The sequence below is a fragment of the Sphingomonas sp. 3-13AW genome, assembly GCF_049311085.1.
Taxonomy (GTDB): domain Bacteria; phylum Pseudomonadota; class Alphaproteobacteria; order Sphingomonadales; family Sphingomonadaceae; genus Sphingomonas.
The window spans coordinates 69,612-96,484 of record NZ_JASNVZ010000013.1; the positions used below are offsets into that span (position 1 = coordinate 69,612).

Annotated in this window: 27 protein-coding genes and 1 tRNA gene; 13 read left to right on the plus strand and 15 right to left on the minus strand. The window is 68.4% G+C overall.

Annotated features, from left to right (window positions below; all coding sequences use genetic code 11):
• Window positions 1-42: 42 nt before the first annotated feature.
• From mnmG to QP045_RS14190, 4 genes are read left to right on the plus strand one after another with little or no spacing between them, the layout of a single operon-like run.
• Window positions 43-1,887 (plus strand): tRNA uridine-5-carboxymethylaminomethyl(34) synthesis enzyme MnmG, encoded by a 1,845-nt coding sequence (gene mnmG / locus QP045_RS14175; RefSeq protein ID WP_422515644.1) that lies wholly within the window; start codon window positions 43-45, stop codon window positions 1,885-1,887.
• Window positions 1,884-2,501 carry a 16S rRNA (guanine(527)-N(7))-methyltransferase RsmG gene (rsmG, locus tag QP045_RS14180; protein ID WP_422515645.1) on the plus strand — a complete coding sequence of 206 codons (618 nt, stop codon included), beginning with the start codon at window positions 1,884-1,886 and terminating at the stop codon, window positions 2,499-2,501. The genes mnmG and rsmG overlap by 4 nt, the downstream gene beginning before the upstream one ends.
• Window positions 2,498-3,277, plus strand: coding sequence for a ParA family protein (locus QP045_RS14185; protein WP_422515646.1), 780 nt, complete (start codon window positions 2,498-2,500; stop codon window positions 3,275-3,277). Before rsmG ends, QP045_RS14185 begins: the two co-directional genes overlap by 4 nt.
• Entirely contained in the window at window positions 3,274-4,194 is a 921-nt protein-coding gene (locus tag QP045_RS14190; protein ID WP_422515647.1) for a ParB/RepB/Spo0J family partition protein, read from the plus strand. The genes QP045_RS14185 and QP045_RS14190 overlap by 4 nt, the downstream gene beginning before the upstream one ends.
• 21 nt (window positions 4,195-4,215) lie before the next feature.
• Here the strand turns inward: QP045_RS14190 and ribA are convergent, their stop codons facing one another.
• The 4 genes from ribA to QP045_RS14210 all read right to left on the minus strand — a co-directional run bounded on the left by ribA (window position 4,216) and on the right by QP045_RS14210 (window position 9,376).
• On the minus strand, window positions 4,216-5,280 hold the full coding sequence (ribA, locus tag QP045_RS14195) for a GTP cyclohydrolase II (protein ID WP_422515648.1): 1,065 nt from the start codon (window positions 5,278-5,280) through the stop codon (window positions 4,216-4,218).
• Window positions 5,277-6,074: an exodeoxyribonuclease III gene (locus QP045_RS14200; RefSeq protein ID WP_422515649.1), complete on the minus strand. Its 798-nt coding sequence runs from the start codon at window positions 6,072-6,074 to the stop codon at window positions 5,277-5,279. Before QP045_RS14200 ends, ribA begins: the two co-directional genes overlap by 4 nt.
• A 234-nt stretch (window positions 6,075-6,308) precedes the next feature.
• Window positions 6,309-6,938: a LolA family protein gene (locus QP045_RS14205; protein WP_422515650.1), complete on the minus strand. Its 630-nt coding sequence runs from the start codon at window positions 6,936-6,938 to the stop codon at window positions 6,309-6,311.
• An 86-nt stretch (window positions 6,939-7,024) separates the two neighbouring features.
• Window positions 7,025-9,376, minus strand: a complete 2,352-nt coding sequence (locus tag QP045_RS14210) for a DNA translocase FtsK 4TM domain-containing protein (RefSeq protein WP_422515651.1) — start codon at window positions 9,374-9,376, stop codon at window positions 7,025-7,027.
• A gap of 125 nt (window positions 9,377-9,501) precedes the next feature.
• Between QP045_RS14210 and QP045_RS14215 the strand changes: the two genes are divergently transcribed.
• On the plus strand, window positions 9,502-10,719 hold the full coding sequence (locus QP045_RS14215) for a UbiH/UbiF/VisC/COQ6 family ubiquinone biosynthesis hydroxylase (protein WP_422515652.1): 1,218 nt from the start codon (window positions 9,502-9,504) through the stop codon (window positions 10,717-10,719).
• 29 nt (window positions 10,720-10,748) lie between these two features.
• On the opposite strand, the gene QP045_RS14220 is transcribed toward QP045_RS14215, so the two are convergent.
• The 4 genes from QP045_RS14220 to QP045_RS14235 are packed head-to-tail and all read right to left on the minus strand — an operon-like array spanning window position 10,749 to window position 12,824.
• Window positions 10,749-11,138: a hypothetical protein gene (locus QP045_RS14220; protein WP_422515653.1), complete on the minus strand. Its 390-nt coding sequence runs from the start codon at window positions 11,136-11,138 to the stop codon at window positions 10,749-10,751.
• Window positions 11,135-11,314, minus strand: a complete 180-nt coding sequence (locus tag QP045_RS14225; RefSeq protein ID WP_422515654.1) for a Trm112 family protein — start codon at window positions 11,312-11,314, stop codon at window positions 11,135-11,137. The genes QP045_RS14220 and QP045_RS14225 overlap by 4 nt, the downstream gene beginning before the upstream one ends.
• Window positions 11,311-11,922: an LON peptidase substrate-binding domain-containing protein gene (locus QP045_RS14230; RefSeq protein ID WP_422515673.1), complete on the minus strand. Its 612-nt coding sequence runs from the start codon at window positions 11,920-11,922 to the stop codon at window positions 11,311-11,313. The genes QP045_RS14225 and QP045_RS14230 overlap by 4 nt, the downstream gene beginning before the upstream one ends.
• The gene (locus QP045_RS14235) at window positions 11,922-12,824 is read right to left on the minus strand and encodes a tetratricopeptide repeat protein (RefSeq protein WP_422515674.1); all 903 of its coding nucleotides are present in this window, start codon (window positions 12,822-12,824) and stop codon (window positions 11,922-11,924) included. The genes QP045_RS14230 and QP045_RS14235 overlap by 1 nt, the downstream gene beginning before the upstream one ends.
• Before the next feature lie 179 nt (window positions 12,825-13,003).
• Here QP045_RS14235 and QP045_RS14240 point away from each other — a divergent pair.
• The 4 genes from QP045_RS14240 (at window position 13,004) to QP045_RS14255 (ending at window position 16,638) form a co-directional block, all read left to right on the plus strand.
• Window positions 13,004-13,078, plus strand: a tRNA-Gly gene (locus QP045_RS14240).
• Between the two features lie 124 nt (window positions 13,079-13,202).
• The gene (locus tag QP045_RS14245) at window positions 13,203-14,006 is read left to right on the plus strand and encodes a DUF72 domain-containing protein (protein ID WP_422515655.1); all 804 of its coding nucleotides are present in this window, start codon (window positions 13,203-13,205) and stop codon (window positions 14,004-14,006) included.
• Between the two features lie 5 nt (window positions 14,007-14,011).
• Window positions 14,012-16,108, plus strand: coding sequence for a malate synthase G (locus QP045_RS14250; RefSeq protein ID WP_422515656.1), 2,097 nt, complete (start codon window positions 14,012-14,014; stop codon window positions 16,106-16,108).
• The gene (locus QP045_RS14255) at window positions 16,108-16,638 is read left to right on the plus strand and encodes a gamma carbonic anhydrase family protein (protein ID WP_422515657.1); all 531 of its coding nucleotides are present in this window, start codon (window positions 16,108-16,110) and stop codon (window positions 16,636-16,638) included. The genes QP045_RS14250 and QP045_RS14255 overlap by 1 nt, the downstream gene beginning before the upstream one ends.
• A 108-nt stretch (window positions 16,639-16,746) precedes the next feature.
• On the opposite strand, the gene QP045_RS14260 is transcribed toward QP045_RS14255, so the two are convergent.
• From QP045_RS14260 to hemC, 4 genes are read right to left on the minus strand one after another with little or no spacing between them, the layout of a single operon-like run.
• Entirely contained in the window at window positions 16,747-17,931 is a 1,185-nt protein-coding gene (locus QP045_RS14260) for an acyl-CoA dehydrogenase (protein ID WP_422515658.1), read from the minus strand.
• Window positions 17,932-17,940: 9 nt separating this feature from the next.
• A complete protein-coding gene (locus tag QP045_RS14265; protein ID WP_422515659.1) occupies window positions 17,941-18,921 on the minus strand; it encodes a hypothetical protein in 981 nt (326 codons plus the stop codon).
• Window positions 18,922-18,952: 31 nt separating this feature from the next.
• Window positions 18,953-19,627, minus strand: a complete 675-nt coding sequence (locus tag QP045_RS14270) for a uroporphyrinogen-III synthase (protein ID WP_422515660.1) — start codon at window positions 19,625-19,627, stop codon at window positions 18,953-18,955.
• Window positions 19,624-20,550: a hydroxymethylbilane synthase gene (gene hemC / locus QP045_RS14275; protein WP_422515661.1), complete on the minus strand. Its 927-nt coding sequence runs from the start codon at window positions 20,548-20,550 to the stop codon at window positions 19,624-19,626. Before hemC ends, QP045_RS14270 begins: the two co-directional genes overlap by 4 nt.
• Window positions 20,551-20,630: 80 nt before the next feature.
• On the opposite strand from hemC, the gene tsaD reads away from it, so the two are divergent.
• Genes tsaD through QP045_RS14290 form a run of 3 tightly spaced genes read left to right on the plus strand, consistent with a single transcriptional unit; the run spans window position 20,631 to window position 23,084 of the window.
• On the plus strand, window positions 20,631-21,671 hold the full coding sequence (gene tsaD / locus QP045_RS14280) for a tRNA (adenosine(37)-N6)-threonylcarbamoyltransferase complex transferase subunit TsaD (RefSeq protein ID WP_422515662.1): 1,041 nt from the start codon (window positions 20,631-20,633) through the stop codon (window positions 21,669-21,671).
• Complete coding sequence (locus QP045_RS14285) at window positions 21,668-22,648, plus strand: NAD(P)H-dependent glycerol-3-phosphate dehydrogenase (protein ID WP_422515663.1); 981 nt, start codon at window positions 21,668-21,670, stop codon at window positions 22,646-22,648. The genes tsaD and QP045_RS14285 overlap by 4 nt, the downstream gene beginning before the upstream one ends.
• A gap of 13 nt (window positions 22,649-22,661) precedes the next feature.
• The gene (locus QP045_RS14290) at window positions 22,662-23,084 is read left to right on the plus strand and encodes a VOC family protein (protein ID WP_422515664.1); all 423 of its coding nucleotides are present in this window, start codon (window positions 22,662-22,664) and stop codon (window positions 23,082-23,084) included.
• 32 nt (window positions 23,085-23,116) lie between these two features.
• Here QP045_RS14290 and QP045_RS14295 read toward each other — a convergent pair whose 3' ends face one another.
• Window positions 23,117-23,791, minus strand: coding sequence for a c-type cytochrome (locus tag QP045_RS14295; RefSeq protein WP_422515665.1), 675 nt, complete (start codon window positions 23,789-23,791; stop codon window positions 23,117-23,119).
• 115 nt (window positions 23,792-23,906) lie between these two features.
• On the opposite strand from QP045_RS14295, the gene QP045_RS14300 reads away from it, so the two are divergent.
• Window positions 23,907-24,797, plus strand: a complete 891-nt coding sequence (locus QP045_RS14300) for a prephenate dehydratase (RefSeq protein WP_422515666.1) — start codon at window positions 23,907-23,909, stop codon at window positions 24,795-24,797.
• Between the two features lie 4 nt (window positions 24,798-24,801).
• Here QP045_RS14300 and nudC read toward each other — a convergent pair whose 3' ends face one another.
• Both nudC and QP045_RS14310 read right to left on the minus strand, forming a co-directional pair.
• Window positions 24,802-25,671 carry an NAD(+) diphosphatase gene (gene nudC / locus QP045_RS14305; protein ID WP_422515667.1) on the minus strand — a complete coding sequence of 290 codons (870 nt, stop codon included), beginning with the start codon at window positions 25,669-25,671 and terminating at the stop codon, window positions 24,802-24,804.
• The coding region (locus tag QP045_RS14310) for a serine hydrolase domain-containing protein (protein WP_422515668.1) at window positions 25,668-26,873 on the minus strand (1,206 nt) is incomplete at its 5' end. The genes QP045_RS14310 and nudC, both read right to left, overlap by 4 nt.

Here is a 26,873-nt window from a genome sequence, read left to right on the forward strand (position 1 = left end):
GAACGCTTTGACGCCGAACGGGTCAAGCAGTAGCGCTGGTGAATGTCTCCATTCGATGTGATCGTGGTGGGCGGCGGCCACGCCGGCACGGAAGCCGCGGCCGCCGCCGCCCGTAGAGGTGCGCGTACGGCGTTGTTGAGCTTCGATCTGACGAAGCTCGGCGCCATGTCATGTAACCCGGCAATCGGCGGGCTTGGCAAAGGCCATATCGTCCGCGAGGTCGACGCCTTTGATGGTCTGATTGCCCGGGCCGCCGATCAGGCCGCAATCCATTACCGCATGCTCAACCGTAGCAAGGGCGCAGCGGTTCAGGGGCCTCGCGTCCAGGCTGATCGCGTTCGTTACGCCGCCGCCATTCAGGCGATGCTGCGCGCGCAGGCCAACCTGACTCTGGTCGAGGGCGAGGCCGAGCAGCTTCTGGTCGAACAGGGACGCGTCGCAGGAGTCCTGCTGGCAGACGGAACCCGGATCGACGCCCGAGCGGTGGTTCTCGCGACCGGTACGTTTCTGGGCGGGCGCATCTTCCGCGGAGAGGATCGCGAAGAGGGTGGGCGGGTCGGTGAGCGCGCGGCGACTGCGATGGGTATCCAGCTCCGGGCACTAGGTCTGCCGATGGCGCGCCTCAAGACCGGCACACCGCCGCGCCTGGACGGACGGACCATCGACTGGGCCGCGCTTGAGGAACAGCCTTCCGACGTGGCCCCCTGGACCATGTCTCCGATGAGCCCGGGACGCGTGCTCCCTCAATTGTTCTGCGCGGTCAGCCGTACGACCGAGGAAACGCACGCCATCATCCGGAGCGGCCTGGACCGGTCACCTTTGTTCAGCGGTGCGATCGGCGCACCCGGTCCACGCTATTGTCCGTCGATCGAAGACAAGGTGCACCGCTTCGCCGACCGCGACGGGCATCAGATTTTTCTGGAGCCTGAAGGCCTCGATACATCGTTGGTCTACCCGAACGGAATCTCCACTTCCCTGCCGGTGGATATCCAGCAGGCGATGATCCGGAGCATCCCGGGTCTCTCCCATACGCGCATCGTCACGCCCGGCTATGCCGTGGAATATGATCACGTGGATCCCCGCGCGCTCGATCCGCGGCTCGCGTTGGGCGACTTGCCCGGCGTGTTCTGCGCGGGTCAGATCAACGGCACCACCGGCTATGAAGAGGCAGCGGGGCAGGGGCTGGTCGCAGGAGCGAATGCCGCCGCCTTCGCGTGCGCGCTAGAGCCGCTGCTGCTCGACCGCGCGTCGAGCTACCTGGGGGTGATGGTCGATGACCTGATCCTGCAAGGGGTGAGCGAGCCCTATCGGATGCTGACAGCCCGAGCCGAGTACCGGCTGACGCTGCGCGCGGACAATGCACCGACCCGTCTGTCCGGGATCGCGGAGGCGGCAGGTCTGTTGGGATCCGACCGTCTGGCGTGGGTGCGCAAGCGCGCGGCGGCTCGCGCGGAGCTGGAACAGCGTTTCGACGCCAAGCTTTCCGCCTCGACCGTGGCCGGGCGGGGAGGGCAGGTCAGTCAGGACGGGGTGGTCCGTAGCGTTCGCGAATGGCTGCGCTTTCCCGGTGTGTCCGTCGAGCAACTGCTCCCCGAGGCTTCCTCAGAGGTGTCGCCGCAGATCCTCACGGAGGCGATCGAGGACGCGCGCTATGCGCCCTATCTCGAACGACAGCAGATCGAACTCGCCGAGATGCGCGCGAACGATCACATCCGGCTCCCGGATACCTTTCCCTATAACGCGGTTCCGGGGCTCTCCGCAGAGATGGTCCAGCGGCTCACGACGGCACGGCCGACCACGCTGGGTGCAGCCTCGCGTGTTCGCGGGGTGACACCGGCGGCGCTTGCGGCAGTGCTGGTTCATGCCCGAAAGATGGTTTCACAATGACGGAAGAAGAGACCCGCGCCTGGTTTGAAAGCCGTTACGCGCCGGCACGAGTGGAGAAGGTTGCGCGCTTTCTCGACATGGTTCGGAAGGAAAGTGGGAACCAGAACCTCGTCGCAGCCTCGACCTTGCCGAACCTGTGGTTCCGGCATGGCCTGGATTCGGCGCAGCTGGTGGAACTCTCGGAAGGCCGCGAAGGCTCGTGGATCGACATCGGCACCGGCGGGGGCTTCCCCGGGATGGTCGTCGCAATCCTTCGCGACGGACCCACGCTCCTCGTCGAGCCGCGACAGAAGCGCGCCAGCTTTCTCCGCGATGCGGCTGAGGCAATCGGCCTCAAGAATGTTCAGGTCGAGCAGAGACGGGCCGAGACGGTCAAAGTCTCCAAGCCTGCGGCGATCGTCAGCGCTCGGGCAGTGGCGGCGTTGCCGGCCCTGTTCGCAGGAGCATCGCATCTCGTTTCCCGCGACACACTATGGTTGCTCCCAAAGGGCCGTTCCGCGAGATCCGAGGTGGAAGCCTTAACCGGTTCATGGCAAGGTCTGTTTCACGTGGAACACAGCCTCACCGATCCGGAATCGCTCATTGTGATCGCTCGCGGGATAGCCCCAGCATGATCTGCATCACCATCGCCAACCAGAAGGGCGGCGTCGGCAAAACGACGACGGCGATCAATGTCGGGACAGCGCTGGCCGCCACCGGACTGCGCGTCTTGCTGCTCGACCTCGATCCGCAGGGCAATGCATCGACCGGGCTTGGCATCGGTCGCAACAACCGCGCACGGTCGACCTATGACCTGCTGATCGGCGACACGACGCTTCAGGAAGCGACGATCCCGACGCAGGTTCCGCTCCTCGATATCGTGCCGGCGACGGTCGACCTCTCGGGTGCTGAGATCGAGCTGATCGAGTTCGATGCCCGGACGCACCGGCTTGATCGCGCGCTCCAGCGCGGGGGTGAGCGCTGGGACGTGATCCTGGTCGACTGTCCCCCGTCGCTCGGCCTGCTCACCGTCAATGCGATGGTGGCAGCGCACGCATTGCTGGTACCGCTGCAATGTGAGTTCTTCGCGCTGGAAGGGCTCAGCCAGCTCCTCACGACCGTCGAGCAAATCCGCGGCCGTTTCAATCCTGGGCTGTCGATCCTGGGCGTCGTGCTGACCATGTACGATCGGCGTAACCGCCTGACCGACCAGGTCTCCGACGACGTTCGTTCGGTGCTCGGCCGGGTCGTGTTCGACACCGTGATCCCGCGAAACGTTCGCCTGTCCGAAGCACCCAGCCATGGCATGCCGGCGCTGATCTACGATCATCGCTGCGCGGGCTCCGAAGCCTATATCGCCCTGGCTCGCGAAGTGATCGGGCGCCTGCCCCAGATAGCGGAGGCCGCATGACCGACAACACCGCACCTGCGCGCAAGCCACGTCCCGGCCTTGGCCGCGGGCTGAGCTCGCTCCTCGGGGACAGCTCACGCGAGGCGCCGGTCTCCGGCACGGAGCATCAGCCGAGTGGCGTGCGGCTTTTGTCCGTAACTGCGATGGCTCCGCATCCGGGGCAGCCGCGGCGCCACTTCGACGAGGGGGCGCTCGATGACCTCGCCGCGTCGATCGCGGCGCGCGGCCTGATCCAGCCCATCGTCGTGCGACCGCACGGCAAGGAATACCAGATCGTCGCCGGTGAGCGCCGCTGGCGTGCTGCCCAGCGGGCGCGCCTGCACGAGGTTCCGGTCATTGTCCGCGAACTCGACGATGCCGAGACGATGGAAATCGCGCTCGTCGAGAACATCCAGCGGCAGGACCTCAATGCGATCGAAGAAGCGGACGCCTATCGTAAGCTGATCGACGAGTTCGGACATACGCAGGAGGTGCTGGCCAAGCTCGTGCACAAGTCGCGCAGCCACATCGCTAATCTGCTGCGCCTGCTGGACCTGCCTGCGCCGGTGCAGCAGCTGGTCGTGACGCAGCAGCTCAGCATGGGCCATGCGCGCGCGATGATCGGGGCTCCCGATCCCGAAGCGCTTGCAGACCGCGTGATCTCCAAGGGGCTGTCCGTTCGTGAGACCGAGCGTCTGGCGCGAGAGGCGAAGCCGCAGCTCGTCGGCGCCGGCGCGCAGCCGCGCAGCGGGCGGGGTACCGGCGACCCGCAGAGCGGCGACGCCGACCTGCTGGCACTTGAGCAGCAGCTGGGCGATGCCCTGGGCCTCAACGTTCGGATCGCGCATGGCGAAAAGGGCGGGACGCTGACGATCAGCTACTCGACCCTCGACCAGCTCGACATGGTTTGCCAGCGACTGAGCGGCGATCTTATCTGACGGACGCTGGCCGGCCCGCCATCAGAGCTGGTGGCCGGTCCGATCCCGCTTCGTCGCGAGGTAGCGTTCGTTGTGCGGATTCGCCGGCAGCGCGTGGGGGACGCGCTCTGCAACCGTGACGCCGGTTGCCTCCAGCGCCGCAACCTTTGCCGGGTTGTTGGTCAGCAGCCGGATCTCGCGCTGGCCGAGCAGCTCGAGCATGCGCCCGGCGGTCCGGAAATCGCGGGCATCGACCGCGAAGCCGAGCCGGGTATTTGCGTCGACCGTGTCGAACCCCTGATCCTGCAGGGCGTAGGCGCGCAGCTTGTTGACCAGCCCGATGCCGCGACCTTCCTGGCGGAGGTACAGCAGGATTCCCCATCCGGTCGTGGCGATCGCGGCGATTGCGGCATCCAGCTGAGGGCCACAGTCGCATTTGAGACTGCCGAGCGCGTCGCCGGTCAGGCACTCGCTGTGCAGCCGCACGAGGGGCAGCGCCCCGTTGGGCGCGCCGATGAGCAAGGCGATGTGCTCACCAGGGCTCTCGGGAGTTCGAAACGCCACGATCTCGGCCGTTTCCGCGCCCGCGACCGGAAGCCGCGCTCGCGTGGCGATGGCGAGCCGGGCAGGGTCTTCATGAGCCTCCACATCGGCAGGCGTGATACTGTCCGTCCCGGCCTGTTCGCCAGTTCGGACGAAGAAGGCTGGAAGCACTCCGGCAAGCCGCGCGAGGCGCAATGCCGTTGCAGCAGCATCGGGGGTCGCGAGCGGTACCGCGTGGAAGGGCCCCTTGAAGGGTGTCGCGAGGTCGAGCTGCGGGTCGGCCAAGGCGGTGGCGGTCGCAAAGTCCAGCCACGGCGCGCGCTCGATCAGGACCGGCGCATCTGGAGCTGCCGCGTCGCGCTGGTTCGCGAGCTTCAGCGTTGCCGCACGGCCAGCGGAGAGCAGCACTCCCGCTGTTGCGTCGGGGTCAAATGCCGTCAGCCGCAGGGGATCGGCCGTCTCGATCGCGAGCAGCGTGATGGCTCCTTCTGCACCATGAATGGTGATGGGCCAGCCACGGCGTAGGGCGTCGATGGCGCGGGCAACGGCGCGCGGTTGCGTCAAAACGCAAACTCGGTGACGATCGGGATGTGGTCGCTCGGCTTCAGCCAGCTGCGGCAGTGCTCGTACACCTTGTGACCGGTCGCCTTGGCAGCGACATCACGGCTCGCCCACATATGGTCGAGCCGGCGTCCGCGATCGGATGCCGCCCAGTCTTTCGCCCTATAGCTCCACCAGGTGAACAGCCGCTCCGGCGCCGGAGCGAAGTGGCGGCCCAGGTCGACCCAGTCGTTTGCGGCCTGCAGCCGTGCCAGCGCCTCGACCTCGATCGGGGTGTGACTGACGACGTCGAGCAGTGCCTTGTGGCTCCAGACGTCGCTTTCGAGCGGCGCGACATTGAAGTCGCCGGTGAGGACGGTGGGAACGCCCGAAAGCCCTTCGGACCAGCGTGTCATCCGTTCCAGAAAGTCGAGCTTCTGGCCGAACTTGGGATTCACCTCCCGATCGGGAACATCACCGCCGGCAGGGACATAGACGTTCTCCAGCCGGAGGCCGTTCTCCAGCCGCACACCGATGTGCCGTGCTTCGCCGTTCGCCTGCCAGTCCAGCCGGTCGTCTTCGTACAAAGGCACGCGACTGAGAACCGCGACGCCGTGGTGCATCCGCTGGCCGTTGATGGCGATGTGGGTGTAGCCGAGCGCACGGAACGGCGCATGCGGGAAGTCCTCGTTCACCACCTTCGTCTCCTGCAGGCACAGGACGTCGGGCGAGATTTCGCGAAGAAATCGCTCGACGATCTCCATGCGAAACCGGACCGAGTTGATGTTCCACGAGGCGATCGAAAGCGTTGAAGTCATCGCTGGCGATGTAGCGATGGCGGGGGGGCGGCGCCAGAGCCAGCACGTCCGCGGCAGATATGGAAAGGCCCTCGTTCCGGGGGCATGGAACGAGGGCCGACCTAGCGTTCGTCACGCAGGCAGGAACTGAGAACCCGGGCAACAGGGGGGAAAATCCCGGACGCGCCTCAACTCCGCAATACGGTCTCTAGCCCATCGATTCTGTCGCCAGAATGAATGGATTTAAGAAATCGTTCAGCGACGATTTTGCGCGCGCCGTGGTTCGTTGAACCGGAAACTGCTGTCGGCGACCGGCACGTTGAAGCGCTGGTTCGACAGCCGGATCGTCGTCCGGTTGTTCTGCGCGTCCAGCGTCACCCAGCCCTGCAGCATCAACCCGGCGGGGACCGAGGCATTGCGCGCGAAAATCAGCGTGATTCGGCCATATTCCGGATGCTTGGGATCATAGGCTTCCACACTGACCACCCGGGGATCACCCTCCGGCAGCACCCGTGCGTAGCGCGACGCATCCTTGGAAGGATCGAGCAGGATGCCGAGCGGTGAATTGCCAATCGGCCAGCGCTGCTTCTGGCCGACCTGATAATCCAGGAAGTACAAGGACTTGCCGTCCGACACAACGAGGATGGGCACGCCCTTTTCGTACTGGAAGCGGATCTTGCCCGGCTTCTTGAGCGTCAGCGTACCTGCCAGCACCTTGCCGTTGCGGTCGGTCTGGGTGAAGTCGGCCGTCATCGAATTGGTCTGCGCCAGATGCTGCTGCACCGTGGCCAGGGTGACCGGTGCCTGCGCATGAACGGCAGCAGGAGCCAGAAGCGCAATCGCTGCGGCGGGGGCGAGAAAGCGAATGGGTCGTCTCCAGATCATCTGTCGAGCATAGGCGTGGCGGCTTGAACGCGTCGTGAACTCGGCGGTTTCCCCGCGTTCAGCTGCACGGTGGTCGCGGCAGCGCGTCAGGTGAGGGGCCGCCCGTCCGGATCCATCTGCACTTCCCGCCGGCCGACATGGTCGGGCCGCGACACCAGTCCTTCCTTTTCCATCCGCTCGATCAAGCGCGCGGCCGAGTTGTAGCCCACGCGCAGCTGGCGCTGGAGCCAGGAAGTCGACGCCTTCTGGCTCTCGGCAACCAGCTGGCATGCCTTGCGGTAGAGCTGGTCCTCGGGGCTGTCCTCTCCGGTCGGGGCGCCGTCCAGGCTGAACCCGCCGTCCTCGCCGGGATCGTTGGTGACGGCATCGATATAGTCCGGCTCGCCCTGCGACCGCCAGAATTCGGCAACCGCCTGTACTTCGTCGTCGGACACGAACGGGCCGTGCACGCGCGCGAGCTGCTTGCCACCCGGCATGTACAGCATGTCGCCGCGGCCCAGCAGCTGCTCGGCGCCCTGCTCGCCCAAAATAGTGCGCGAATCGATCTTGGACGTGACGTGGAAGGAGATGCGCGTCGGCAGGTTGGCCTTGATGACGCCGGTGATGACGTCGACCGACGGACGCTGCGTCGCCATGATCAGGTGAATGCCGGCCGCGCGCGCCTTTTGCGCGAGCCGCTGGATCAGGAACTCCACTTCCTTGCCCGCCGTCATCATCAGGTCGGCGAGCTCGTCGACGATCACGACGATTTGCGGCAGCGGCTGCAGATCGAGCGTCTCTTCCTCGTACATGGGCTGGCCGGTCTCCGGGTGGTAGCCGGTCTGGACCTTGCGGCCGAGCTTCTGGCCCTTGGCCTTGGCAGCGCGAACCTTTTCATTGAAGCTCGCGAGCGACCGGACGTTGACCGACGCCATCATCCGATAGCGATCCTCCATCGTCTCCACCGCCCATTTGAGCGCGCGCACCGCCTTGGGCGGATCGGTCACCACGTCCGCGAGCAGGTGGGGGATGCCCTTGTACATGCTGAGTTCCAGCATCTTCGGATCGATCATGATCATGCGGCACTGGTTCGGCGTCAGCCGATAGAGCAGCGACAGGATCATGCAGTTGAGCCCGACCGACTTGCCCGAACCGGTGGTACCGGCGACGAGCAGGTGCGGCATCGGAGCGAGATCCGCGACGACGGGGTCGCCGGCGATGTTCTTGCCCAGCACGATCGGCAGCTGTGCGTTCTGATCGGCAAAGCTCTGGCTGGCCATCAGCTCGTGCAGGCTCACCATTTCGCGGCGCGCGTTCGGCAGCTCGATGCCGATCACGGTGCGGCCGGGGATGGTCGCGACGCGTGCCGAGATTGCGGACATGTTGCGGGCGATGTCATCGGCAAGCTGGATCACCCGGCTTGCCTTGATGCCGGGAGCCGGCTCCAGCTCGTACATGGTGACGACCGGGCCGGGCGAGACCTTCACGATCGCGCCCTTGACGTTGAAGTCGTCGAGTACGCTTTCGAGCAGGCGGGCGTTGCGCTCCAGCGCCGCCTTGTCGACCGAAGGGCCGCTGTTGGGCGGAGGCGGCGCCAGGAGGTCGATCGACGGCAGCTCGAAATTGTCCGGCAGGTCCAGCGACTGCTGCGTAGCCTTCGGCTTGGCTGCGGGCGAAGGCGCGGCGCTGCGATCCTCGATGGTCGGCGGTGGCCGCCGCTCGGGCTCGGCCAGCTTGCGCGGCTTGGGGTCGAAGGGCAGATCGTCCGCGCCGACGGTGTCCGCGGCGATGCGGCGGCCGCTGACCAGCGGCATCGCGTCCTCATCCGCATCCTCCAGGTCGCCGTCGAAGGCAGCGCTGCGACGCGGGAGACGCAGCGCGCCGGCGGGCAGCTCGATCGTCATGCCGCGGCCCCAGAGCACCACGCCTGCAACGCCGATCAGGAAGCCGACCACGCGCTGGGTCCACAGCACTGCGGTGGCATCGGGGATCATGCCGATCAGTGCCTGGCAGAGCGACGCGATCGACCAGCCGACCACACCACCCCAGCCGCCGGGAAGCGTCGTGACGGCTTCATGCGAGACAAAGGAGAGGGCGGTGCCCATCAGCGCTACGCCCAGAACGCAGTCGCGCAGCATCGCCCCCCACCGACCGACCGGCACGTCCCGCCACAGCCGTACCGCGATGACGATGCCGAGCGGGAGCAACAGGCCGACGGCCACGCCGAACACCGTCAGCAGCAAGTCCGCGACATAGGCGCCGGGCAGCCCCAGTCGGTTGCCGATCGTGTTGCCGGCGGCGGTGTTCAGCGATGGATCGCCGGAGTGATAGGTGACCAGCGCCACCCCTACGAGCAGCATCAGCAGGAACAGCAGCGCGGCCGCGATCATCGCGCCGCTGCGAACGGCCCCCGCACGCACCGCGTCGCGCCACACCATCGGTTGCGCCTGGCTCGCCATGACCCTCTTCCCGCTCAAATGTCCGAAATTCCAACCGAACGCATCGCGCGCGCCGAGTCCGGCGTCAAGGCGGGGCGGTCGCCGCCCCTTTGCGCGGGCCGGCTTTAGGCTCTACACCGCCCTCTATGCAGCAAGCGGACGTCCTCATCCTCGGCGGCGGACTGGTGGGCAGCACGCTCGCGGTCGCACTCGCCGCCCATGGCCTCACCGCGATCGTGATCGATCCCGCCGACCCCGAGGTGATCCTCGCGCCGGGCTTCGACGGTCGCGCCTCGGCCATCGCCAGCGCCAGCCACCGCATGTTCGAGGCGCTGGGCATCGCGGCGAAGGTGGCGGGGCAGGGCTGCCCGATCCGCGCGATCCGCGCCACCGACGGCCTCGCGCCGGGTGCGCTGGACTTCGTGCCGGATGCGGACGCGCCCCCGCTGGGGGTGATGTATGAGAACAAGGTGATCCGTCGCGCGCTGCTGGAAGCAGCGGGGGCGGCGCCGGAGGTGGACCTGCGGATGCGCACCCGCGCCGTCTCGGTAGACCGCGGCCCACATGGGGTGACGGTGGTGACCGACCGGGGGGATACCCTCACCGCGCCGCTGCTGATCGCGGCGGAGGGGCGCAATTCGCCGACGCGGGAGGCTGCCCGCATCCGGGTCGCGCGCTGGAGCTATGAGCATGTCGCCATGATCGCGACGCTCAACCACGAACATTCCCACGAGAACGTCGCCTACGAGATCTTTTACCCGGCGGGCCCGTTCGCGATCCTGCCGATGAACGATGATGCCAACGGCCATCGGTCGGCGATCGTCTGGACCGTCGATGCCAAGGACGCGCCGGGGTTGCTCAAGCTTTCGGACCGCGGCTGGCTGGCAGAGGCGTCCAAGCGGATGGGCGGATTCCTGGGCCACCTTGGACCGCTCTCGCCTCGCTCAAGCTATCCGCTGGGCTTCCACCACGCGGCTACCATCACCGCCGACCGGCTGGCGCTGGTGGGCGATGCGGCGCACGGCATCCATCCGATCGCGGGGCAGGGCCTGAACCTCGGACTGCGCGACGTGGCAGCGCTGGTCGAAGTGCTGGTCGAGGGGAAGCGGCTGGGCATGGATCTGGGCGATCCGCATCTGCTCAAGCGCTATGGCCGCTGGCGCGGCTTGGACACGCTTGCCGTGGCGACGGCGACCGATGGCCTCACCCGCTTGTTCGGCATTCCCGGCAAGACCGCGAGCGCCGTTCGCCGCTTCGGTCTTTCCGCGGTCGATCGCATCCCGCCGTTGAAGGCGCGCTTCATGGCCGAGGCTCGTGGAGAGACCGGGCAGCTTCCCAAGCTGCTGCAGGGCGAACTGGCCTAGCCCGTTCAGCCCCGCATGGGGGGAAGCTGCTAGCGCTCCGCGGCGTCGTGCTGCTCGGCTTCGATGCCGGGCGCCGAGGGGCGGGTCATGATGAAGCTCCCGCTCCAGGCGTCCCGTACCTCCCACCGGCCGGTGATCTCGTCGCCGTCGGCATTCACGGTCCCGTGATATTCGACGACGTCATAGGCGTCGCTGGGTGTCGCGTAGAATTTCGTGAAACGCACGGCGTTCCCGGTGCGGGTGCCGTCGATCCCCGCAGTCAGGCGGCGGCCCACCATGACGAGGGCGTCGATTTCGTCGATGGTGCCGCCCAACCGGCCGCCGGTATCGGTCAGCGTCGCGCGATAGCTTGTTGCGGGCAGATCCTCGGGATAGTTGAAAATGCCGAGCCAGACGCCGCTCAGGTCGGGTTCGCTCATGCGTCCAGCTGGCGCGCTTCCTCGACCAGCATCACTGGAACCCCGTCCCGCACGGGGTAGGCGAGGCCAGCGGCCTCCGACACCAGTTCCTGCGCCGCCTCGTCCCAGCGCAGTTTCGTGCGCGTGAGGGGGCAGACCAGGATCGAGAGCAGCCATGGATCGAGCGTCCTGGTCATTGCAGCGTCCTGCCTTCCTCGTCGCCGTGGCGGCCGAAGAACTGCATCAGCTGCACGATCAGTTCGGCGCGATCCGACAGGCTATCCGCCTCCAGCAGCGCCTGTTTGGAGGCCGGGTCGAACGGCGCGATCTGGGCGATGCCGTTCACCAGCGTCTCGTCGTCGAGCCGCGCCACTGATTCCCAGTCCACGGCATAGCCCTGCACCTCTGCGAACCGTCGCGATTCGAGTTCGAGCGACGCGCGCTCCGCAAGCGCGAGGGTCCCGGCCGGTGCGTTGGCCAGAAGCTCTGCCTCGACCTGTCGGAATGGGGTCGCGACATCGAGTTCCCGCACCACGCGGAAGCGCGCCAGACCTTCGAGCACGATATCGAACCGGCCGTCCGGCAACGCCTCCACCTCAACGATCTGGCCGATGCACCCCAGGTCGAACAAAGCGGGGCGATCCCCTTCGCCACGGGGCTGGATCATCCCGATCCGCCGGTCGCGCGCGAGCGCGTCGGACACCATCGCCCGATACCGCGGCTCGAAGACGTGCAGCGGCAGGTGCATGCCCGGAAACAGCAGCGCGCCCGAGAGCGGAAAGATCGAGACGCGGCTCGCCACGATCAGCCGAACAGGACGGCGGACAGCTTGCGACGCTGCGCGGAGACCCAGGGATCCTCAAGGCCGACTGCCTCGAACAGCTTGAGCAGCTGCTGGCGCGCGGCGCCCTCGTTCCATTCGCGATCGGCAGCAATGATCGACAGCAGCGTGGCCGCCGCCGCATCACGATCGCCAGCTGCCATCTGCCCGCCGGCAAGGCGGAAGCGGGCGTCGAGGTCGTCGGGGTTCGCGGCAACCTCTGCGGCCAGACCGGCAAGGTCGTCCACCGGCTGAGCCTCCCGCGCGAGCGCCAGGGATGCGCGTGCGCGCTCGATCTCGGGGTTCTTGGCCGCATCCGCCGGGAGCGCCGCAATCGCGGCTTCTGCCTCGTCGGCGCGTCCGAGCGCCATCAATGCGCGGACCCGGCCGATGGCGACCCCGGTATGATCGGGCGCCATCTCGGCGATCTGGTCAAAGATCGAGAGCGCGCGTTCCGCGTCGCCGCCGGCGAGCACTTCCTCGCCCATCTGCACGAGCGGTTCGATGTCCTGGCCGGCATCTGCACCGACGGCGCCCGGTTCGACCGGAAGCTGGGCGAGGATCTGGTCGAGCATCGCCTTGAGCTGGCTCTCGGTGCGCGCCTGGGTGAGGTCCGCGACCAGCTGGCCCTGGAACATCGCATAGACGGTCGGGATCGACCGCACCTGGAATTGCGAGGCGATGAACTGGTTCTTGTCGGTGTCGATCTTGGCCAGCACCACGCCCTTTTCGGCATATTGGTCGGCCACCTTTTCGAGCACGGGGCCGAGCGCCTTGCACGGCCCGCACCATTCGGCCCAGAAATCGATGATAACCAGCTTGGTCATCGACGGTTCGACGACGTCGCGGCGGAAGGCTTCCACGGCCTCCTTCTCGGCGGCGGACAGTCCAAGCGTGGCCAAGGCGTGCTCCTGTTGCGATTGCGGTCTGCGTTGGGCGCCTATGTGGGCGTTGGGATGCGGCAGGCCAAGTCTTTTCGAAAAACTGCAACAAGGCGCTTGCCGGGTCCGAAAGTCGCTGCTAATGCCCGCCACCTCGCCGGGACACACCGGCGGAACGCCAGAGAGCGGGCGTAGCTCAGGGGTAGAGCACAACCTTGCCAAGGTTGGGGTCGAGGGTTCGAATCCCTTCGCCCGCTCCAGTCGTCCACCACGGGGTGGACCACTTCACCAGCATCGATCGGGACTATCGGCTTCGGCCGCAACGGCTTGCGCCGGCCCCTTGCTGCGTCCTAGCTGCACGCTCGAACGGTGCAGGAGAGCGGCATGACGGACGGCAGCGCCCCGGTGCGGGTCGGAATCGGCGGGTGGAGCTTTCCGCCCTGGCGCGGCACCTTCTATCCCGAAGGGCTGACGCAGAAGCGCGAACTGGAGTTCGCATCGCGCGCGCTGACCGCGATCGAGATCAACGCGACCTATCACGGCAGCCAGAAGCCGGCGAGTTTCGCCAATTGGGCAAAGACGGCGCCAGATGGCTTCGTGTTCGCGGTGAAGGGTTCCCGCTACGTCACCAACCGCAAGCTGCTGGCCGAGGCGGGCGAATCGGTGGAGCGCTTCCTGAACCAGGGAATCGTCGAGCTTGGCGACAAGCTCGGGCCGATCCTGTGGCAGTTCATGGCGACCAAGAAGTTCGAACCGGACGATTTCGCCGCCTTCCTGCGGCTGCTGCCGGCTCGGCACGAGGGTCTGGCACTGCGCCATGCCGTGCAGGTGCGACATGAAAGCTTTGCGGTGCCCGAGTTCGTGAAGCTGGCACGGGACGCCGGTGTCGCGATCGTCTTTGCCGATTCGGCCAGCTATCCCGCGATTGCCGATGTGACGGCCGATTTCGTCTATGCACGGCTGGAGGCGGCCGAGGAGTCGGAGCCGGAGGGCTATGCGCCGGCCGCGCTCGATCGCTGGAGCGAGGCCGCGCGGACCTGGGCCAAGGGCGGCGTTCCTGCGGGCCTTCCGTACGTGGATCCGACGCCGCCGCCGGTGACGCCCCGCGAAACCTTCGTCTTCTGCATCAACGGCGCAAAGGTGCGGGCGCCTGCGGCTGCGCAGGCTCTCATCGCGCGCATCGGCTGAGGACTATGGAACACCGGATCGACCGCGCAGGCATGCGAATTGCTGCGCCCTTGGCGACGCTTCTGGAAGCGCGGGTGCTGCCGGGCACGGGCCTCGACCGCGACTCCTTCTGGCAGGGGATGGCCGCGATCTTTGCGCGCTTCGCGCCGGAGAATCGCGCGTTGCTCGCCCGCCGCGATGCGCTCCAGCGGGCGATCGACGCGTGGCACGATGCCCGCCCCGGGATTCCCGACGCGGAGGACTATCGCCGCTTCCTCGAAACGACCGGCTACCTCGCCCTTGCGCCGCCGCCCTTCACCATCGATCCGGGTGTCGTGGATGACGAGGTGGCGCGCGTTGCCGGGCCGCAGCTGGTCGTGCCGGTGCTGAATGCGCGGTACCTGCTCAACGCCGCCAATGCGCGCTGGGGGAGCCTGTACGACGCGCTCTACGGGACTGACGCGCTACCTGGGGAGCCGGCGGCCGGCGGGTATGATCCGGTGCGCGGCGCGGCCGTGATTGAATGGGGCCGCGACTTTCTCGACCGGGCGGTGCCGCTCGCCGAGGGCAGCTGGCACGATGCGCGCTGGCCGGTGCGGCTTGCCGATCCGGAGCAATGGGTCGGGACGCGCGGAGCATCGCAGCTGTATCGGCACCACGGCCTGCACATCGAACTGGTGGTCGATCCCGAGCACCGCATCGGGCGCGACGATCCGCTGCACCTGGCCGATATCCTGCTTGAATCGGCGCTCACGACCATCGTCGACCTGGAGGATTCGGTCGCGGCGTTCGATGCCGAGGACAAGGTGGCGGCCTATGCCAATTGGCTCGGGCTGCTGCAGGGCACGCTGGAAGCGCAGTTCGAAAAGGGCGGCAAAACGGTCGTGCGCCGGCTGGCGGAGGATCGCCGCTACTGCGGACCCGGGGGCGAGACGATCGTGCTACCCGGGCGGGCGCTGCTGTTCGTCCGCAACGTCGGCCATCTGATGACGACGCCCGCGGTGCTGCTGCCGGATGGCAACGAGGCGCCCGAAGGGATCCTCGATGCGATCGTCACCAGCCTGATCGCGCTCCACGACGGCAAAGGGCCGGCGGGGATTCGCAACAGCCGGGTGGGCGCGATCTATATCGTGAAGCCCAAGATGCACGGCCCGGAGGAAGTCGCCTTTACCGACCGGTTGTTTGCTGCCGTCGAGGATCTGCTGGGGCTGGCACGCAACACGATCAAGCTGGGCGTGATGGACGAGGAGCGGCGGACGTCCGCCAACCTTGCCGCCTGCATCCATGGGGTGCGGGACCGGATCATGTTCATCAACACCGGATTCCTCGATCGCACCGGCGACGAACTGCACACGTCGATGCGGGCGGGGCCGATGTTGCGTAAGGGCGACATGAAGGCGGAGCCGTGGATCGGTGCCTATGAGGATCGCAACGTCCAGATCGGCCTCGCCTGCGGTTTCTCGGGCCGTGCGCAGATCGGCAAGGGCATGTGGGCGGCACCCGATCGCATGGCCGAGATGCTGGCGCAGAAGATCGCCCATCCGATGAGCGGCGCCACCACCGCCTGGGTACCCTCGCCGACGGCGGCGACGCTGCACGCGACCCATTATCATCAGGTCGATGTGTCCGCCCGGCAGCAGGCGCGCGCGGCGGAGCCGGTGGCATCGTTGGAGGCGCTGCTCACCATTCCGCTCGCAAAGGGCCCCTGGACCGCGGAGGCGGTGCAGGCGGAGCTCGATAACAATGCGCAGGGGATTCTGGGCTATGTCGTGCGCTGGATCGACCAGGGGGTCGGCTGTTCCAAGGTGCCGGACCTGCACGACGTTGGACTTATGGAGGATCGGGCGACGTTGCGGATCTCGTCGCAGCACATCGCCAACTGGCTGCTCCACGGCGTGGTCACGGTGGATCAGGTCGAGGCAGCGCTGCGGCGGATGGCGGCGAAGGTGGACGCGCAGAATGCGGGCGATCCATGGTACCGGCCGATGGCGGGGCGGGAGGCGGAGAGCCTGGCGTTCCAGGCGGCACGCGCCCTCGTGTTGGAGGGCCTGGACCAGCCCAACGGCTATACCGAGCCGCTGCTCCACGCCTATCGCGCCCGTGCGAAGCAGGAGATGCGCTGATGCCCTTGTACGCGATCGACGGCCTGTCGCCGCAGCTGCCGGCGGACGGATCGAGCTGGGTCGCGCCCTCTGCCGACGTGATCGGCGACGCGCGGCTGGGGCGTGAGGTGGGGGTGTGGTTCGGTGCCGTGATCCGCGCCGACAACACGCCGATTCACATCGGCGACCGCACCAACATCCAGGAAGGCGCGATGCTTCATTCCGATGCCGGCAGCCCGCTGACGATCGGGGCGGGGGTGACGGTCGGTCATCACGCGGTGCTCCACGGCTGCACGATCGAGGACGATGTCCTGATCGGCATGGGGGCGATCGTGCTCAACCGCGCGGTGATCGGCGCGGGATCGCTGGTCGGCGCGGGGGCGCTGGTGACGGAGGACAAGCAGTTCGCGCCCGGGAGCCTGATCGTGGGCAGCCCCGCCCGGGCCGTGCGCAGCCTGGACGAAGCGGCGATCGCCGCCTTGCGCCGATCCGCGGACGGCTATGCCGAGCGGCTGCGCCGCTACGCCAGCGGCCTCACCCGGATCGACTGAGCGTCCCTGCATGGGACGAAGTTGAGGAAGTTGAGGCGAGAACGCAGCTTTGTCGTACCCCCGAATCGGCCGCGATCCGGTGTGCGTTCGATCTGGCCGTTGGACAGCCTAGAAGGCGGCGATCCCGGTGATGGCGCGGCCAAGGATCAGGCCATGGACGTCGTGCGTGCCTTCATAGGTGTTCACGGTTTCCAGGTTGATCGCGTGGCGCATCACGTGGAGTTCGGCCGAGATGCCGTTGCCGCCGTGCAGGTCGCGCGCGACCCGGGCGATCGCCAGCGCCTTGCCGCAATTGTTGCGCTTGATGATCGAGATCGCCTCCGGCGACAGCGTGCCGTCGTCGAACATGCGGCCGCAGCGCAGTGCCGCCTGAAGGCCGAGCGCGATTTCGGTTTCCATGTCGGCGAGCTTGATCTGCACCAGCTGCTTGGAGGCGAGGGGCACGCCGAACTGGTGCCGGTCGAGCGTGTAGCTGCGCGCAGCGTGGAAGCACGCCTCGGCGGCACCCATCGTGCCCCAGGCGATGCCGTAGCGCGCGCTGTTGAGGCAGCCGAACGGCCCCTTGAGCCCCTCTGCGTCGGGAAGCAGCGCAACTTCGCCGACCTCGACGCCATCCATCACGATTTCGCCGGTGATCGATGCGCGCAGCGACAGCTTTCCCTCGATCTTTGGCGCGGAGAGGCCCTTTGTGCCCTTGTCGAGGACGAAGCCGCGGATGCGGCCGCCGTGCGCGTCGGACTTGGCCCAGACCACGAACACGTCGGCAATCGGTGCGTTGGTGATCCAGGTCTTGGTGCCCGACAGGCGATAGCCGCCGTCGATCGCCTCCGCGCGAGTGCGCATCCCGCCCGGGTCGGAGCCGGCATCGGGCTCCGTCAGGCCGAAGCAGCCGACCCACTCGCCACTCGCGAGCTTCGGCAGGTATTTCCGCCGCTGCGCCTCCGAGCCATAGGCGTGGATGGGGTGCATCACGAGGCTCGACTGCACGCTCATCGCCGAGCGATAGCCAGAGTCCACCGCCTCCACCGCGCGCGCGACCAGGCCGTAGGAAACATAGCCGAGGCCCGCGCCGCCATATTCGGACGGGATCGTCGCGCCGAGCAGCCCGAGCGCGCCCATTTCGTGGAGGATGTCGCGGTCGAAATCTTCGTCGAGATAGGCGCGGGTGACGCGCGGCAGCAGCTTTTCCCGGGCATAGGCCTGGGCCGTGTCGCGGACGAGGCGTTCTTCGGCCGTCAGCTGTGCGTTGAGGCCGAAGGGGTCTGCCCAGTCGAACCGGCCCATGTCGGCCATCTGCGGCTCCTAGGCGCCTGTAGCCTGATTGGCGGTGGCTTCACCGCTTGCGCCTGCGCTAGCGTCCGCATCCGGTGCGTTGGGCGACACGGCGGAGGTGTCGGCTTCCGGCAGCGGCCGGGGAGCGGGCGGCACCGGCAGCGCCGTGGGTGCGGGCATCGTACCGGCGCCCTGGATGGCGACTGTCTCGATGGCATTCAGCGCCTGCCGGGCGGCGATGTAGCGGCGCGCCGCAGCCATCCAGCTTTCCGCATTGGCGGCGCCCGGCATCCGCTGGATTTCCGCCAGCGCGCCTTCGACCTGGCCTGCGTCCAGGCGGCGACGGGCACGTGCGAGCCGGTCGGCGGGGAGCATGCTGGGGCTGGCATCCTGGCGGATGATGATCATCTGCGACATTTCGCGGCGAATGCCTTCCCACCAGCTCTCGTCCGGTGCTCCGCCCGACAGCTTGGGTGCGATCGTGTCGAGGGCGAGGCGCAGGTCCTCCTGCGTCACGGGCTGGCGGGACGCAGCAATCACGGTGGCGACTGCCTGCGGCTCTGCCGCGGAGAAGCGCTGGCGGAGCTGATCCTCGATATAGCCAAGCGACAGGCCGCGATCGAGCGCGCGACGCGCTGCGAAGGCGACCATCAACCCTTCGGCACGGGTCGCGAAGCCGGACGCGACGCGCGAGCTGGTGTCGAGATTGGCGAGCCGCGCCTCAAGCTCGGCGATATGGGCCGACAGCGCGGCTTCCCGTTCGGAGAGGGCGGCTACGTCCTGCGGGCGCATCACAGGCGTCGTCGTCGCCGTGGCCGACGGCGAAGCGGCCTGAACGGTTACCGGGGGGGGTGTCTTTGGCCCGAGGTCGATCCAGTCGCCAAACCGGTGCACCAGCACTGCCATAGCCGCCAGTCCGAGCAGAAAGGCGAGGAGCGTGATCCACAGCATGGTGTTCCCGCGCGGCTTGCGGGGAGCCCCCGTGGCGGAGGACGCCGTTTCCATCGTCATGCGGCCCTTATCCTCGCGGTGGCGCGCGGGGTCAATCGGCCAGGCGGGTTGCAGCCGCAACCAGCGCGGCATCGCTGGGAGCATCCGCAATGGCGGTCGCGTCCCAGCCGCTGCCGGCCGCGTCTGCCGCCGCAGCGCTGATGGCGGCGAGCCGAAGCCGAGCGGGCGCGACATCCGCTGCCTCGATCAGCCGGCGCAGTTCCTCCGCAGCGCGGGGGGAGTGAACCAGAGCTACGCTGCCGGCGAGGCCCCGGACCGCGGCCGCGTCCGGCGTGGTCGCGACGCTGGCATAGACGGGGAGGATGCGTGCCACCGCAGGGTGGGCGTCGAGCCGGAGCGACTCCCCGCCCAGCCACAAGGCGCGACGCACGCCCGCTGCCCACGCCCGATCGAGAAGCGTCTGCGCGCCCTCGGTCCCGACCTCTGCTACGGTGAGACCGGCAGCAGTGGCGGCCGTTGCTGTGGCGGTGCCAACGGCCCAGACCGGGAGGAAGGCGAGAGCGCCGAGTTTGATCCCGGCGTGACGGACGGCGTTGGCGCTGGTGAGTACGAGCGCGTCATGGTCCGAAACCGAAACTTCGGGCCACGGGCGTTGCTCCACGTGAAACAACGGCAGCCGCAGCGGCTGGTATCCGGCCGCGACGATCCACTCGACGGTCGCGGTCGCTCCCGGCTCGGGACGCAGCACCGCGAGCGGGCGGCTCATTCGCCGGCGAACAGTTGCCGCACGCTGTCCGGCGCGCGGGCGAGCAGGTCCTGTGCCAGCGCCGGGGCCAGCGCGATGTCGCCGACGGAGCCCTCCGCCGATCCGGCGACATGCGCGCTGCCATCCTGCGCGTAGAGTTCGGCACGCAACGTCAGGCGGCTACCGTCGATGGTGGCGAGGGCGGCGACCGGCGAATGGCAGTCGGCGCCGAGTGCCTCCAGCAGCGCGCGCTCTGCCGCGAGTGCGGCGCGGGTATCCGCGTGCGAGATTGCGCCGACGAGGTCGCGAGCGCGGCTATCGTCGGCGCGGACTTCGATGCCGACCGCCCCCTGCGAGGGGGCCGGCAACATGACGTCGAGCGGGATCGGCGTGCCGACGTCGTCGCGGCCGAGCCGCAGCAGCCCGGCCGAGGCGAGCAGCGTCGCATCCACTTCGCCGGCCGCGAGCTTTGCGAGACGGGTGTCGATGTTGCCTCGGAACAGCACGATCCGGGCGTCCGGGCGGTGCCGCAGCACCTGGGCCGCGCGACGCGGCGAACTGGTGCCGACCACGCCGCCCTGCGGCAGCTCTGCGAGGGTCGCGACCCCCAGAATCCGATCCCGGACATCGGCGCGCGGCAGCATCGCGGCGATGGCGATGCGGGTCGGGCGGATGGTCTCGACATCCTTCATCGAGTGGACGGCGGCATCGATTTCCCTGTCGAGCAGCGCGCGATCGAGCTCCTTGGTCCACAGCGCCTTGCCGCCGATTTCGGCGAGAGCGCGATCCTGCACGCGATCGCCGGTGGTGCGAATCGGCACGATGGCGACCTGATCCGAGGTCCAGTCGTGCGCGGCGACAAGCGCATCGCGAGTCATGTGCGCCTGCGCCATCGCGAGCGGCGATCCGCGCGTGCCGAGCTTGAAGAGGGGGGCAGTGTCCATGGTTGCGGGGTAGGCAAGCCGCCGCGCTTCGACAAGTCGCCCCTTCGACAACCGGCGCCTGACCCGGTAGAAGCGCCGCCATGTCCGCCCCCCTGATCCTCGGGCTCGAATCGAGCTGCGACGAGACCGCTGCCGCGTTGGTTCGCGGCGATCGCACCATTTTGTCGCACAAGCTGGCCGGCCAGGAGACGCAGCATGCGCCGTTCGGCGGCGTCGTGCCGGAAATCGCCGCCCGCGCCCATGTCGAGGTGCTGGGGCCGCTGGTGGAAGCCGCGCTCGCCGATGCGGGCGTGAAGCTGAGCGATGTCGACGCCATCGCCGCGACCGCAGGGCCGGGGCTGATCGGCGGGGTGATGGTCGGGCTGGTGACCGGCAAGGCGCTGGCGCTTTCGGCGGGCAAGCCGCTGGTCGCGGTCAACCATCTGGAGGGCCATGCGCTGAGCCCGCGGCTCGCCGACCCCGACCTCGCCTTTCCCTATCTGCTGCTGCTCGTGTCGGGCGGCCATTGCCAGCTGCTGCTGGTGGAAGGTGTCGGCGCCTATCGCCGGCTGGCGACGACGATCGACGATGCGGCGGGCGAGGCATTCGACAAGACGGCCAAGCTGCTGGGGCTGGGCTTTCCCGGCGGCCCGGCGGTCGAGCGCGCCGCCGCCGATGGCGATCCCAAGGCGGTGCCGCTGCCGCGGCCGCTGGTCGGATCGGGCGAGCCGCATTTCTCGTTCGCCGGCCTGAAGAGCGCGGTGCTGCGGGCGCGGGATGCGGGCATCCATGCGACGCCGGATATCGCCGCCTCGTTCCAGCAGGCGGTGGTCGACTGCCTCGTCGATCGCACGCGTCGGGCGCTGGGCCGGATCGCCCCGCCGACGGCGCTGGTGGTGGCGGGCGGCGTTGCCGCCAATCGGGCGGTGCGCGGCGCCCTGGAGCAGGTCGCAGCCGAGCATGGCCTGCGCTTCGTCGCGCCGCCGCTGTGGCTGTGCACCGACAATGCCGCGATGATCGCCTGGGCGGGGGCCGAGCGTTTCGAAGCGGGGCTCACCGATGCGCTCGACGTGCCGGCGCGGGCGCGCTGGCCCCTGGATCCGGAAGGCGAGCGCGTACGCGGCGCGGGAGTGAAGGCATGAGCGTTCTGGGCGTCCTGGGCGGCGGAGCATGGGGCACGGCGCTAGCGCAGGTGCTGGCGAGCGGCGGCCATGAGGTGCGGCTGTGGGTGCGCGAGCCCGAGGTGGCGGACGCGATCAACACCCTGCGCGAGAATCCGCTGTTCCTCCCCGGCCGGCGTCTGTCGGACGCGATCCGGGCAACCGGCAATCTCGGCTGGGTCGCGGAGGCGGCGGCGGTGCTGGTGGTGACGCCGGCGCAGCACATGCGCGCGGTGGTCGCCGGCCTTCCGCGCAACGGGCGACCGCTGATCCTGTGTTCCAAGGGGATCGAGGCGGGTAGCCTGAAGTTCCTGCACGAAGTCGCGCATGAGGTGACCGACGGTTCGCCGGTCGCGGTGCTGTCCGGCCCGACCTTCGCGCATGAGGTGGCGGCGGGGCTTCCGACCGCCGTGACGCTTGCGGCCGAGGAACCGGCGCTGGCGCATCGGCTGGCGGCGACGATCGCCCAGCCGACGCTGCGGCCCTATGTGTCGACCGACGTGGTCGGCGCGGAGGTGGGCGGCGCCGTCAAGAACGTGCTCGCGATCGCCTGCGGTGTCGTCGAGGGAGCGGGGCTCGGCCAGAACGCCCGGGCCGCGGTGATCGCGCGCGGCTTTGCCGAAATGACCCGCTTCGGCCTGGCGCGCGGCGCACGCGCGGAAACGCTCTCGGGCCTGTCGGGGCTCGGCGACCTGGTGCTGACCTGCTCGTCGACGAGTTCGCGCAATTTTTCGCTGGGTGTGGGGCTGGGGCAGGGCCAGCCGGCGGAGGAACTGCTCGCCGACCGCCGCACCGTGGCCGAAGGCGCGCATACCGCGCCGGTGCTCGCACAGGCTGCCGTCGCCGTGGGCGTGGACATGCCGGTGACGACCGCCGTCTGCCAGCTGCTGGAAGGCGCCGACGTCGGCCGCGTGGTCGAGGCGCTGCTGACCCGGCCGCTGCGCGAAGAAGGTTTCTGAGAGCGGAGGCCGGATGACGCAGCCGCCGCCCGTCTCCGGTCTTCTCGAAACCGCGCTCTATGTCGCCGACATGCCGCGGGCGGTCGGTTTCTTCCGCGACGTGCTGGGGTTGCGGCCGATGCTGGAGGGCGATCGCCTGACGGCATTCGACGCCGGCCGCTCCGGCGTGCTGCTGCTGTTCCTGGCCGGTGCCTCGCTGGAGGATATGTCGAGCCCGGGCGGGATGGTGCCCGGCCATGACGGCAGCGGCCCGGTTCATATGGCGTTTGCGATCCCGGCGGGCAGCGCAGAGGCGTGGCGCACGCACCTGGCCGCGCAGGGCGTCATGCTGCGCAGCGAAGTGGCATGGCCCCGGGGCGGGCAGAGCCTCTATTTCGAGGATCCCGACGGGCACGTCCTGGAACTCGCCACGCCGGGTCTCTGGCCCAATTATTGAAAGCGGCTCCGGCGCGAGGCCGGAGCGTGCGTTCAGTCGCCCTTCTTGGCAGCCTGGACCGCTGCGGCCGGATCGACCGATGGCGCGCCCGAAGCCGGGGTGGCGGCGTTTTCGAGGTCGGCGGTGGGTGCACCTTCGGCCACGTTGGTTTCCGCCTGGGTGGCGGGAGCCTCGGCGCCGGCGGCGGGTGCGGCCGGCAGCGGCAGGTTGGAACCCTGCGCATTCAGATAGGCGACGACATCCGCGCGATCCTGCGCATTGCCGAGGCCCGCAAAGGTCATCTTGGTACCGGGCGCATATTTACGCGGCGACGTCAGCCAGGCGTCCATCGCGTCGAAGTCCCAGTTGCCGGGAACCCCCTTCAGCGCAGACGAATAGGCGAAGTTGCCGAGATGGCCGTGCGGCTTGCCGATGATGCCGTACAGGTTCGGACCGATGCCGTTGGCGCCGCCCTGGTTGACGGTGTGGCAGGCGGTGCACTTCTTGAACACCTCCGCCCCCTTGGCCGGATCGGCCGAGGCGAGCAGGGTCGCGAACGGCACGGCAGCAGCGCCACCGGCACCTTCGCCCTCTACGCCTTCGATCGGGTAGCCCATCTTTTCGGGCCGCCCGCCTTCAAAAATCATCTCGCTGGCGACGGTCAGGCCTAATGCAGCGGCCAGACCAGCCAAAGTCCAGCCAGCGATCGTATTCATCCGATTGTCCATGCCGCCGCCGATTTCTCGCTAAACAAGGGAAGGTTGTTACGCTGTACGTCGGTCGGGGCATGTGTCGCAAGCAGCCCTTGCGTCGTTGACACCGCGCAACTAATCGCCTGCCCCCATGCAAAGCTATGCCGCACCGGCGCGGGCACTGGTCGCGCGCATGACCGAAGCGGCGCGCGCTGCCCCGGAAAAAGCCGTCGCCTATCAAGGCGCTCCCGGCGCAAATTCGCATGTCGCGGCCAATCAGGCGCTCCCCGATGGACTGCCGCTGCCGTGCTTCAGCTTTGCCGATGCGGTGGAAGCGGTGGTCACGGGGGCTGCCGGCTGCGGCATTATTCCGATCGAAAATTCGCTGCACGGCCGCGTCGCGGACATGCATTTCCTGCTGCCCGAATCGGGCCTGGTGATCGTCGGCGAGTATTTTCTGCCGATTCGCCACACGCTGATGGGCACCGGCACCCTGGAGCAGGTGACCCAAGCGACCAGCCACGAACAGGCGCTGGGCCAGTGCCGCCGCTGGCTGGCCGAGCGCGGAATCGCGCCGGTCGCCTATGCCGACACCGCCGGTGCTGCCGCTCTGGTCGCCGAAACCGGTGACCCGACGCTGGCCGCGCTCGCGCCACCCGGCGCAGCGGCGCTGTACGGGCTGAATATCCTGGCGAGCGACATCGCCGATGCTGCGCACAATATGACCCGCTTCGTGATCCTTGCGCGCGAGGCGAACAGCGGGCGCATCGAAGGGCCGGCGATGACCAGCCTAGTGTTCGAGGTGAAGAACGTACCGGCAGCGCTGTTCAAGGCGCTGGGCGGCTTTGCCACCAACGGCGTCAACATGACGAAGCTGGAAAGCTATCAGCGCGGCGCGAGCTTCACCGCGTCGGAGTTCTTCGCCGATATCGAGGGCCAGCCCGGCGACCTCGCCGTCGACCGCGCGCTCGACGAACTCCGCTATCACAGCAAATGGGTCCGCCTGCTCGGCAGCTACCCCCGGGCCCGCGAGCGCGGCTGAGCGCTCAACCCTGCGCGTCCAGCCAATGGGCGAGCAGGCTGTAGGCGATGGCATAGTCCGGCGGCGCGTCGAAGCGGGCGCCCTCCACCCGGGTCAGCGCGCCCGCCACCTCATCGCGGGTGGCCCAGAAGGCGTCCTCCAGTTCGAGCGTATCGAGCGAGATGCGATCGTCGGTCGCCTCTGCAACACAGGCGAGCATCAGCTGCGAGGGGAAGGGCCAGGGCTGGCTGGCGACGTAGCGCACGGCGCCGACCGGCACGCCGGCCTCTTCCAGCACTTCGCGGCGGACCGCTTCCTCCAGCGATTCGCCGACCTCTACGAATCCGGCGAGCGCGGAATAGCGGCCCGGTGCCCAGGACGCCTGCCGGCCCAGCAGGACGCGGCCGTCATGTTCGGCCAGCATGATGACGACGGGGTCCGTTCGCGGAAAATGCTGCGCAGCACAGGCGGGGCAGCGACGCGCCCAGCCGGCGCGAAACGGCGCGGTGGCGGTGCCGCAATTGGCGCAGAAGCCGTGCCGGCGATGCCAGTCGATGAGGCTACGCGCGGCCGCATAGGTCGCCGCATCGCCCGCCGGCATTGCCGCAAGCACGGTCATCAGGTTCGGCGAGCGGCTGGTGGGCGAGCCCTCGCCATCGAGCGCGACGACAAAACGGGGGACGCCCGCGTCATAGCCCAGGAACAAGGGCGTCGCGTCGGTCGGAAGCGTTTCGAGCAGATCCCAGACCATCAGGCCGGCGGCATCCACTTCCGGCTCCAGCGCGCGCAGGCGCAGCAACCGGGCGGCCGGGTCGGCAAGCGCGGCGGCCAGCGCCTCCGGATCGTCGCGCTCGCGGTCGGCGCGGTCGAGGGTGCCGCGGGTAAAGCCGATCATCGCTTAAGATCCGCGACCAGCGCGCGGGTGAGGTCGGCGCGCAGCGGCCAGCGGTCGGCGGGGAAATAGTTGACCATCACCGTGCCGCGCAGCCGGCGGGCGGGGTCGACGAACGCGATGGTGCCGGCAGCGCCGCCCCAGCCATAGGTGCCCTTGCCCATGCCGCCGGGCACGTCCTCCAGATAGACCGAGCCGCCGGCGCCATATCCCATCTTCGGCGCATTGGTGCCGCCCGTGCTGCCGTCGACGCCGGAAAAGACGACGCCGGGGGGCAGCAGGTTCGACATGGCGAGGGCGACCGTCCCCGGCTTCATCACGCGCTTGCCGTCCAGCGTGCCGCCGTTCTGGAGCATGTGAAGGAAGCGGTCATAGTCGCGTGCCGACGTGACGAGGCCGGCACCGCCATAGGGAAAGCTGGGAGCCTTGAGGAAAATCGAGGTGGCGGCGGGATCGAACGGGACCGCGCGATCGCCGACGAACACATAGTTGGTGGCAAGCCGCGCCGCCTGGTCGGCGGGCACCTGCCAATAGGTGGAGGTCATGCCGAGCGGGCCGAACATCCGCGTCTGCAGGAAGCGTTCGAACGGCATACCGCTCGCCACCTCGATCACCCGGCCCATCAGGTCGAGGCTGACGGAATAGCTCCATGTCGTGCCGGGATCGGCGATCAGCGGCAGGGTGGCGAGCCGGTCGGCGAACTCCGCCAGCGACTTCGGCCGCACCCGGGCCATCTCCGCCTCGACCTTTGGATTGACGGCGCCGGGAAGGATGCCGAGGCGCTCATATTCGTGGAGCAGCGGGCCCTTGGTGACGATCGAATAGCCGAGACCCGCGGTGTGGGTGAGCAGGTGACGGATCGTGATGGGCCGGGCGGCGGGTCGGCTGGCGAGGCTGTTCTCCGGATCGGTCAGCACCCGCATCCTGGCAAAGGCGGGGAGGAAGTCCGACACCGGCTGGTCGAGCTGCATCTTGCCGTCCTCGATCAGCATCATCGCGGCCATCGCCGTGACCGGCTTGGTCATCGAATAGACCCGCCACAGCGAATCCGGGGTCACCGCCGCGCCCCCGCCCGAAAGCGTGCCGTCGGCAACGAAGCGGGTGTCGCCGGGACCGCCGAGGGCGATGGCGATACCGGGTGCACGGCCGCTTTTGACGTACTGCCTGGCCATCGCCTCGACGCTGGGGAGTGCAGGGGCCGGGGG

Bases quoted from the DNA above. Each gene is read 5' to 3' on its own strand.
- QP045_RS14295 (WP_422515665.1), bottom strand. From the start codon at position 23,791: ATGGACAATCGGATGAATACGATCGCTGGCTGGACTTTGGCTGGTCTG.
- QP045_RS14190 (WP_422515647.1), top strand. From the start codon at position 3,274: ATGACCGACAACACCGCACCTGCGCGCAAGCCACGTCCCGGCCTTGGC.
- QP045_RS14225 (WP_422515654.1), bottom strand. From the start codon at position 11,314: ATGACCAGGACGCTCGATCCATGGCTGCTCTCGATCCTGGTCTGCCCC.
- QP045_RS14250 (WP_422515656.1), top strand. From the start codon at position 14,012: ATGGAACACCGGATCGACCGCGCAGGCATGCGAATTGCTGCGCCCTTG.
- QP045_RS14255 (WP_422515657.1), top strand. From the start codon at position 16,108: ATGCCCTTGTACGCGATCGACGGCCTGTCGCCGCAGCTGCCGGCGGAC.
- QP045_RS14245 (WP_422515655.1), top strand. From the start codon at position 13,203: ATGACGGACGGCAGCGCCCCGGTGCGGGTCGGAATCGGCGGGTGGAGC.
- nudC (WP_422515667.1), bottom strand. From the start codon at position 25,671: ATGATCGGCTTTACCCGCGGCACCCTCGACCGCGCCGACCGCGAGCGC.
- QP045_RS14200 (WP_422515649.1), bottom strand. From the start codon at position 6,074: ATGACTTCAACGCTTTCGATCGCCTCGTGGAACATCAACTCGGTCCGG.
- QP045_RS14260 (WP_422515658.1), bottom strand. From the start codon at position 17,931: ATGGCCGACATGGGCCGGTTCGACTGGGCAGACCCCTTCGGCCTCAAC.
- QP045_RS14220 (WP_422515653.1), bottom strand. From the start codon at position 11,138: ATGAGCGAACCCGACCTGAGCGGCGTCTGGCTCGGCATTTTCAACTAT.
- hemC (WP_422515661.1), bottom strand. From the start codon at position 20,550: ATGGACACTGCCCCCCTCTTCAAGCTCGGCACGCGCGGATCGCCGCTC.
- mnmG (WP_422515644.1), top strand. From the start codon at position 43: ATGTCTCCATTCGATGTGATCGTGGTGGGCGGCGGCCACGCCGGCACG.
- QP045_RS14205 (WP_422515650.1), bottom strand. From the start codon at position 6,938: ATGATCTGGAGACGACCCATTCGCTTTCTCGCCCCCGCCGCAGCGATT.
- QP045_RS14185 (WP_422515646.1), top strand. From the start codon at position 2,498: ATGATCTGCATCACCATCGCCAACCAGAAGGGCGGCGTCGGCAAAACG.
- tsaD (WP_422515662.1), top strand. From the start codon at position 20,631: ATGTCCGCCCCCCTGATCCTCGGGCTCGAATCGAGCTGCGACGAGACC.
- QP045_RS14300 (WP_422515666.1), top strand. From the start codon at position 23,907: ATGCAAAGCTATGCCGCACCGGCGCGGGCACTGGTCGCGCGCATGACC.
- QP045_RS14290 (WP_422515664.1), top strand. From the start codon at position 22,662: ATGACGCAGCCGCCGCCCGTCTCCGGTCTTCTCGAAACCGCGCTCTAT.
- QP045_RS14210 (WP_422515651.1), bottom strand. From the start codon at position 9,376: ATGGCGAGCCAGGCGCAACCGATGGTGTGGCGCGACGCGGTGCGTGCG.
- QP045_RS14215 (WP_422515652.1), top strand. From the start codon at position 9,502: ATGCAGCAAGCGGACGTCCTCATCCTCGGCGGCGGACTGGTGGGCAGC.
- QP045_RS14285 (WP_422515663.1), top strand. From the start codon at position 21,668: ATGAGCGTTCTGGGCGTCCTGGGCGGCGGAGCATGGGGCACGGCGCTA.
- QP045_RS14270 (WP_422515660.1), bottom strand. From the start codon at position 19,627: ATGAGCCGCCCGCTCGCGGTGCTGCGTCCCGAGCCGGGAGCGACCGCG.
- rsmG (WP_422515645.1), top strand. From the start codon at position 1,884: ATGACGGAAGAAGAGACCCGCGCCTGGTTTGAAAGCCGTTACGCGCCG.
- QP045_RS14265 (WP_422515659.1), bottom strand. From the start codon at position 18,921: ATGACGATGGAAACGGCGTCCTCCGCCACGGGGGCTCCCCGCAAGCCG.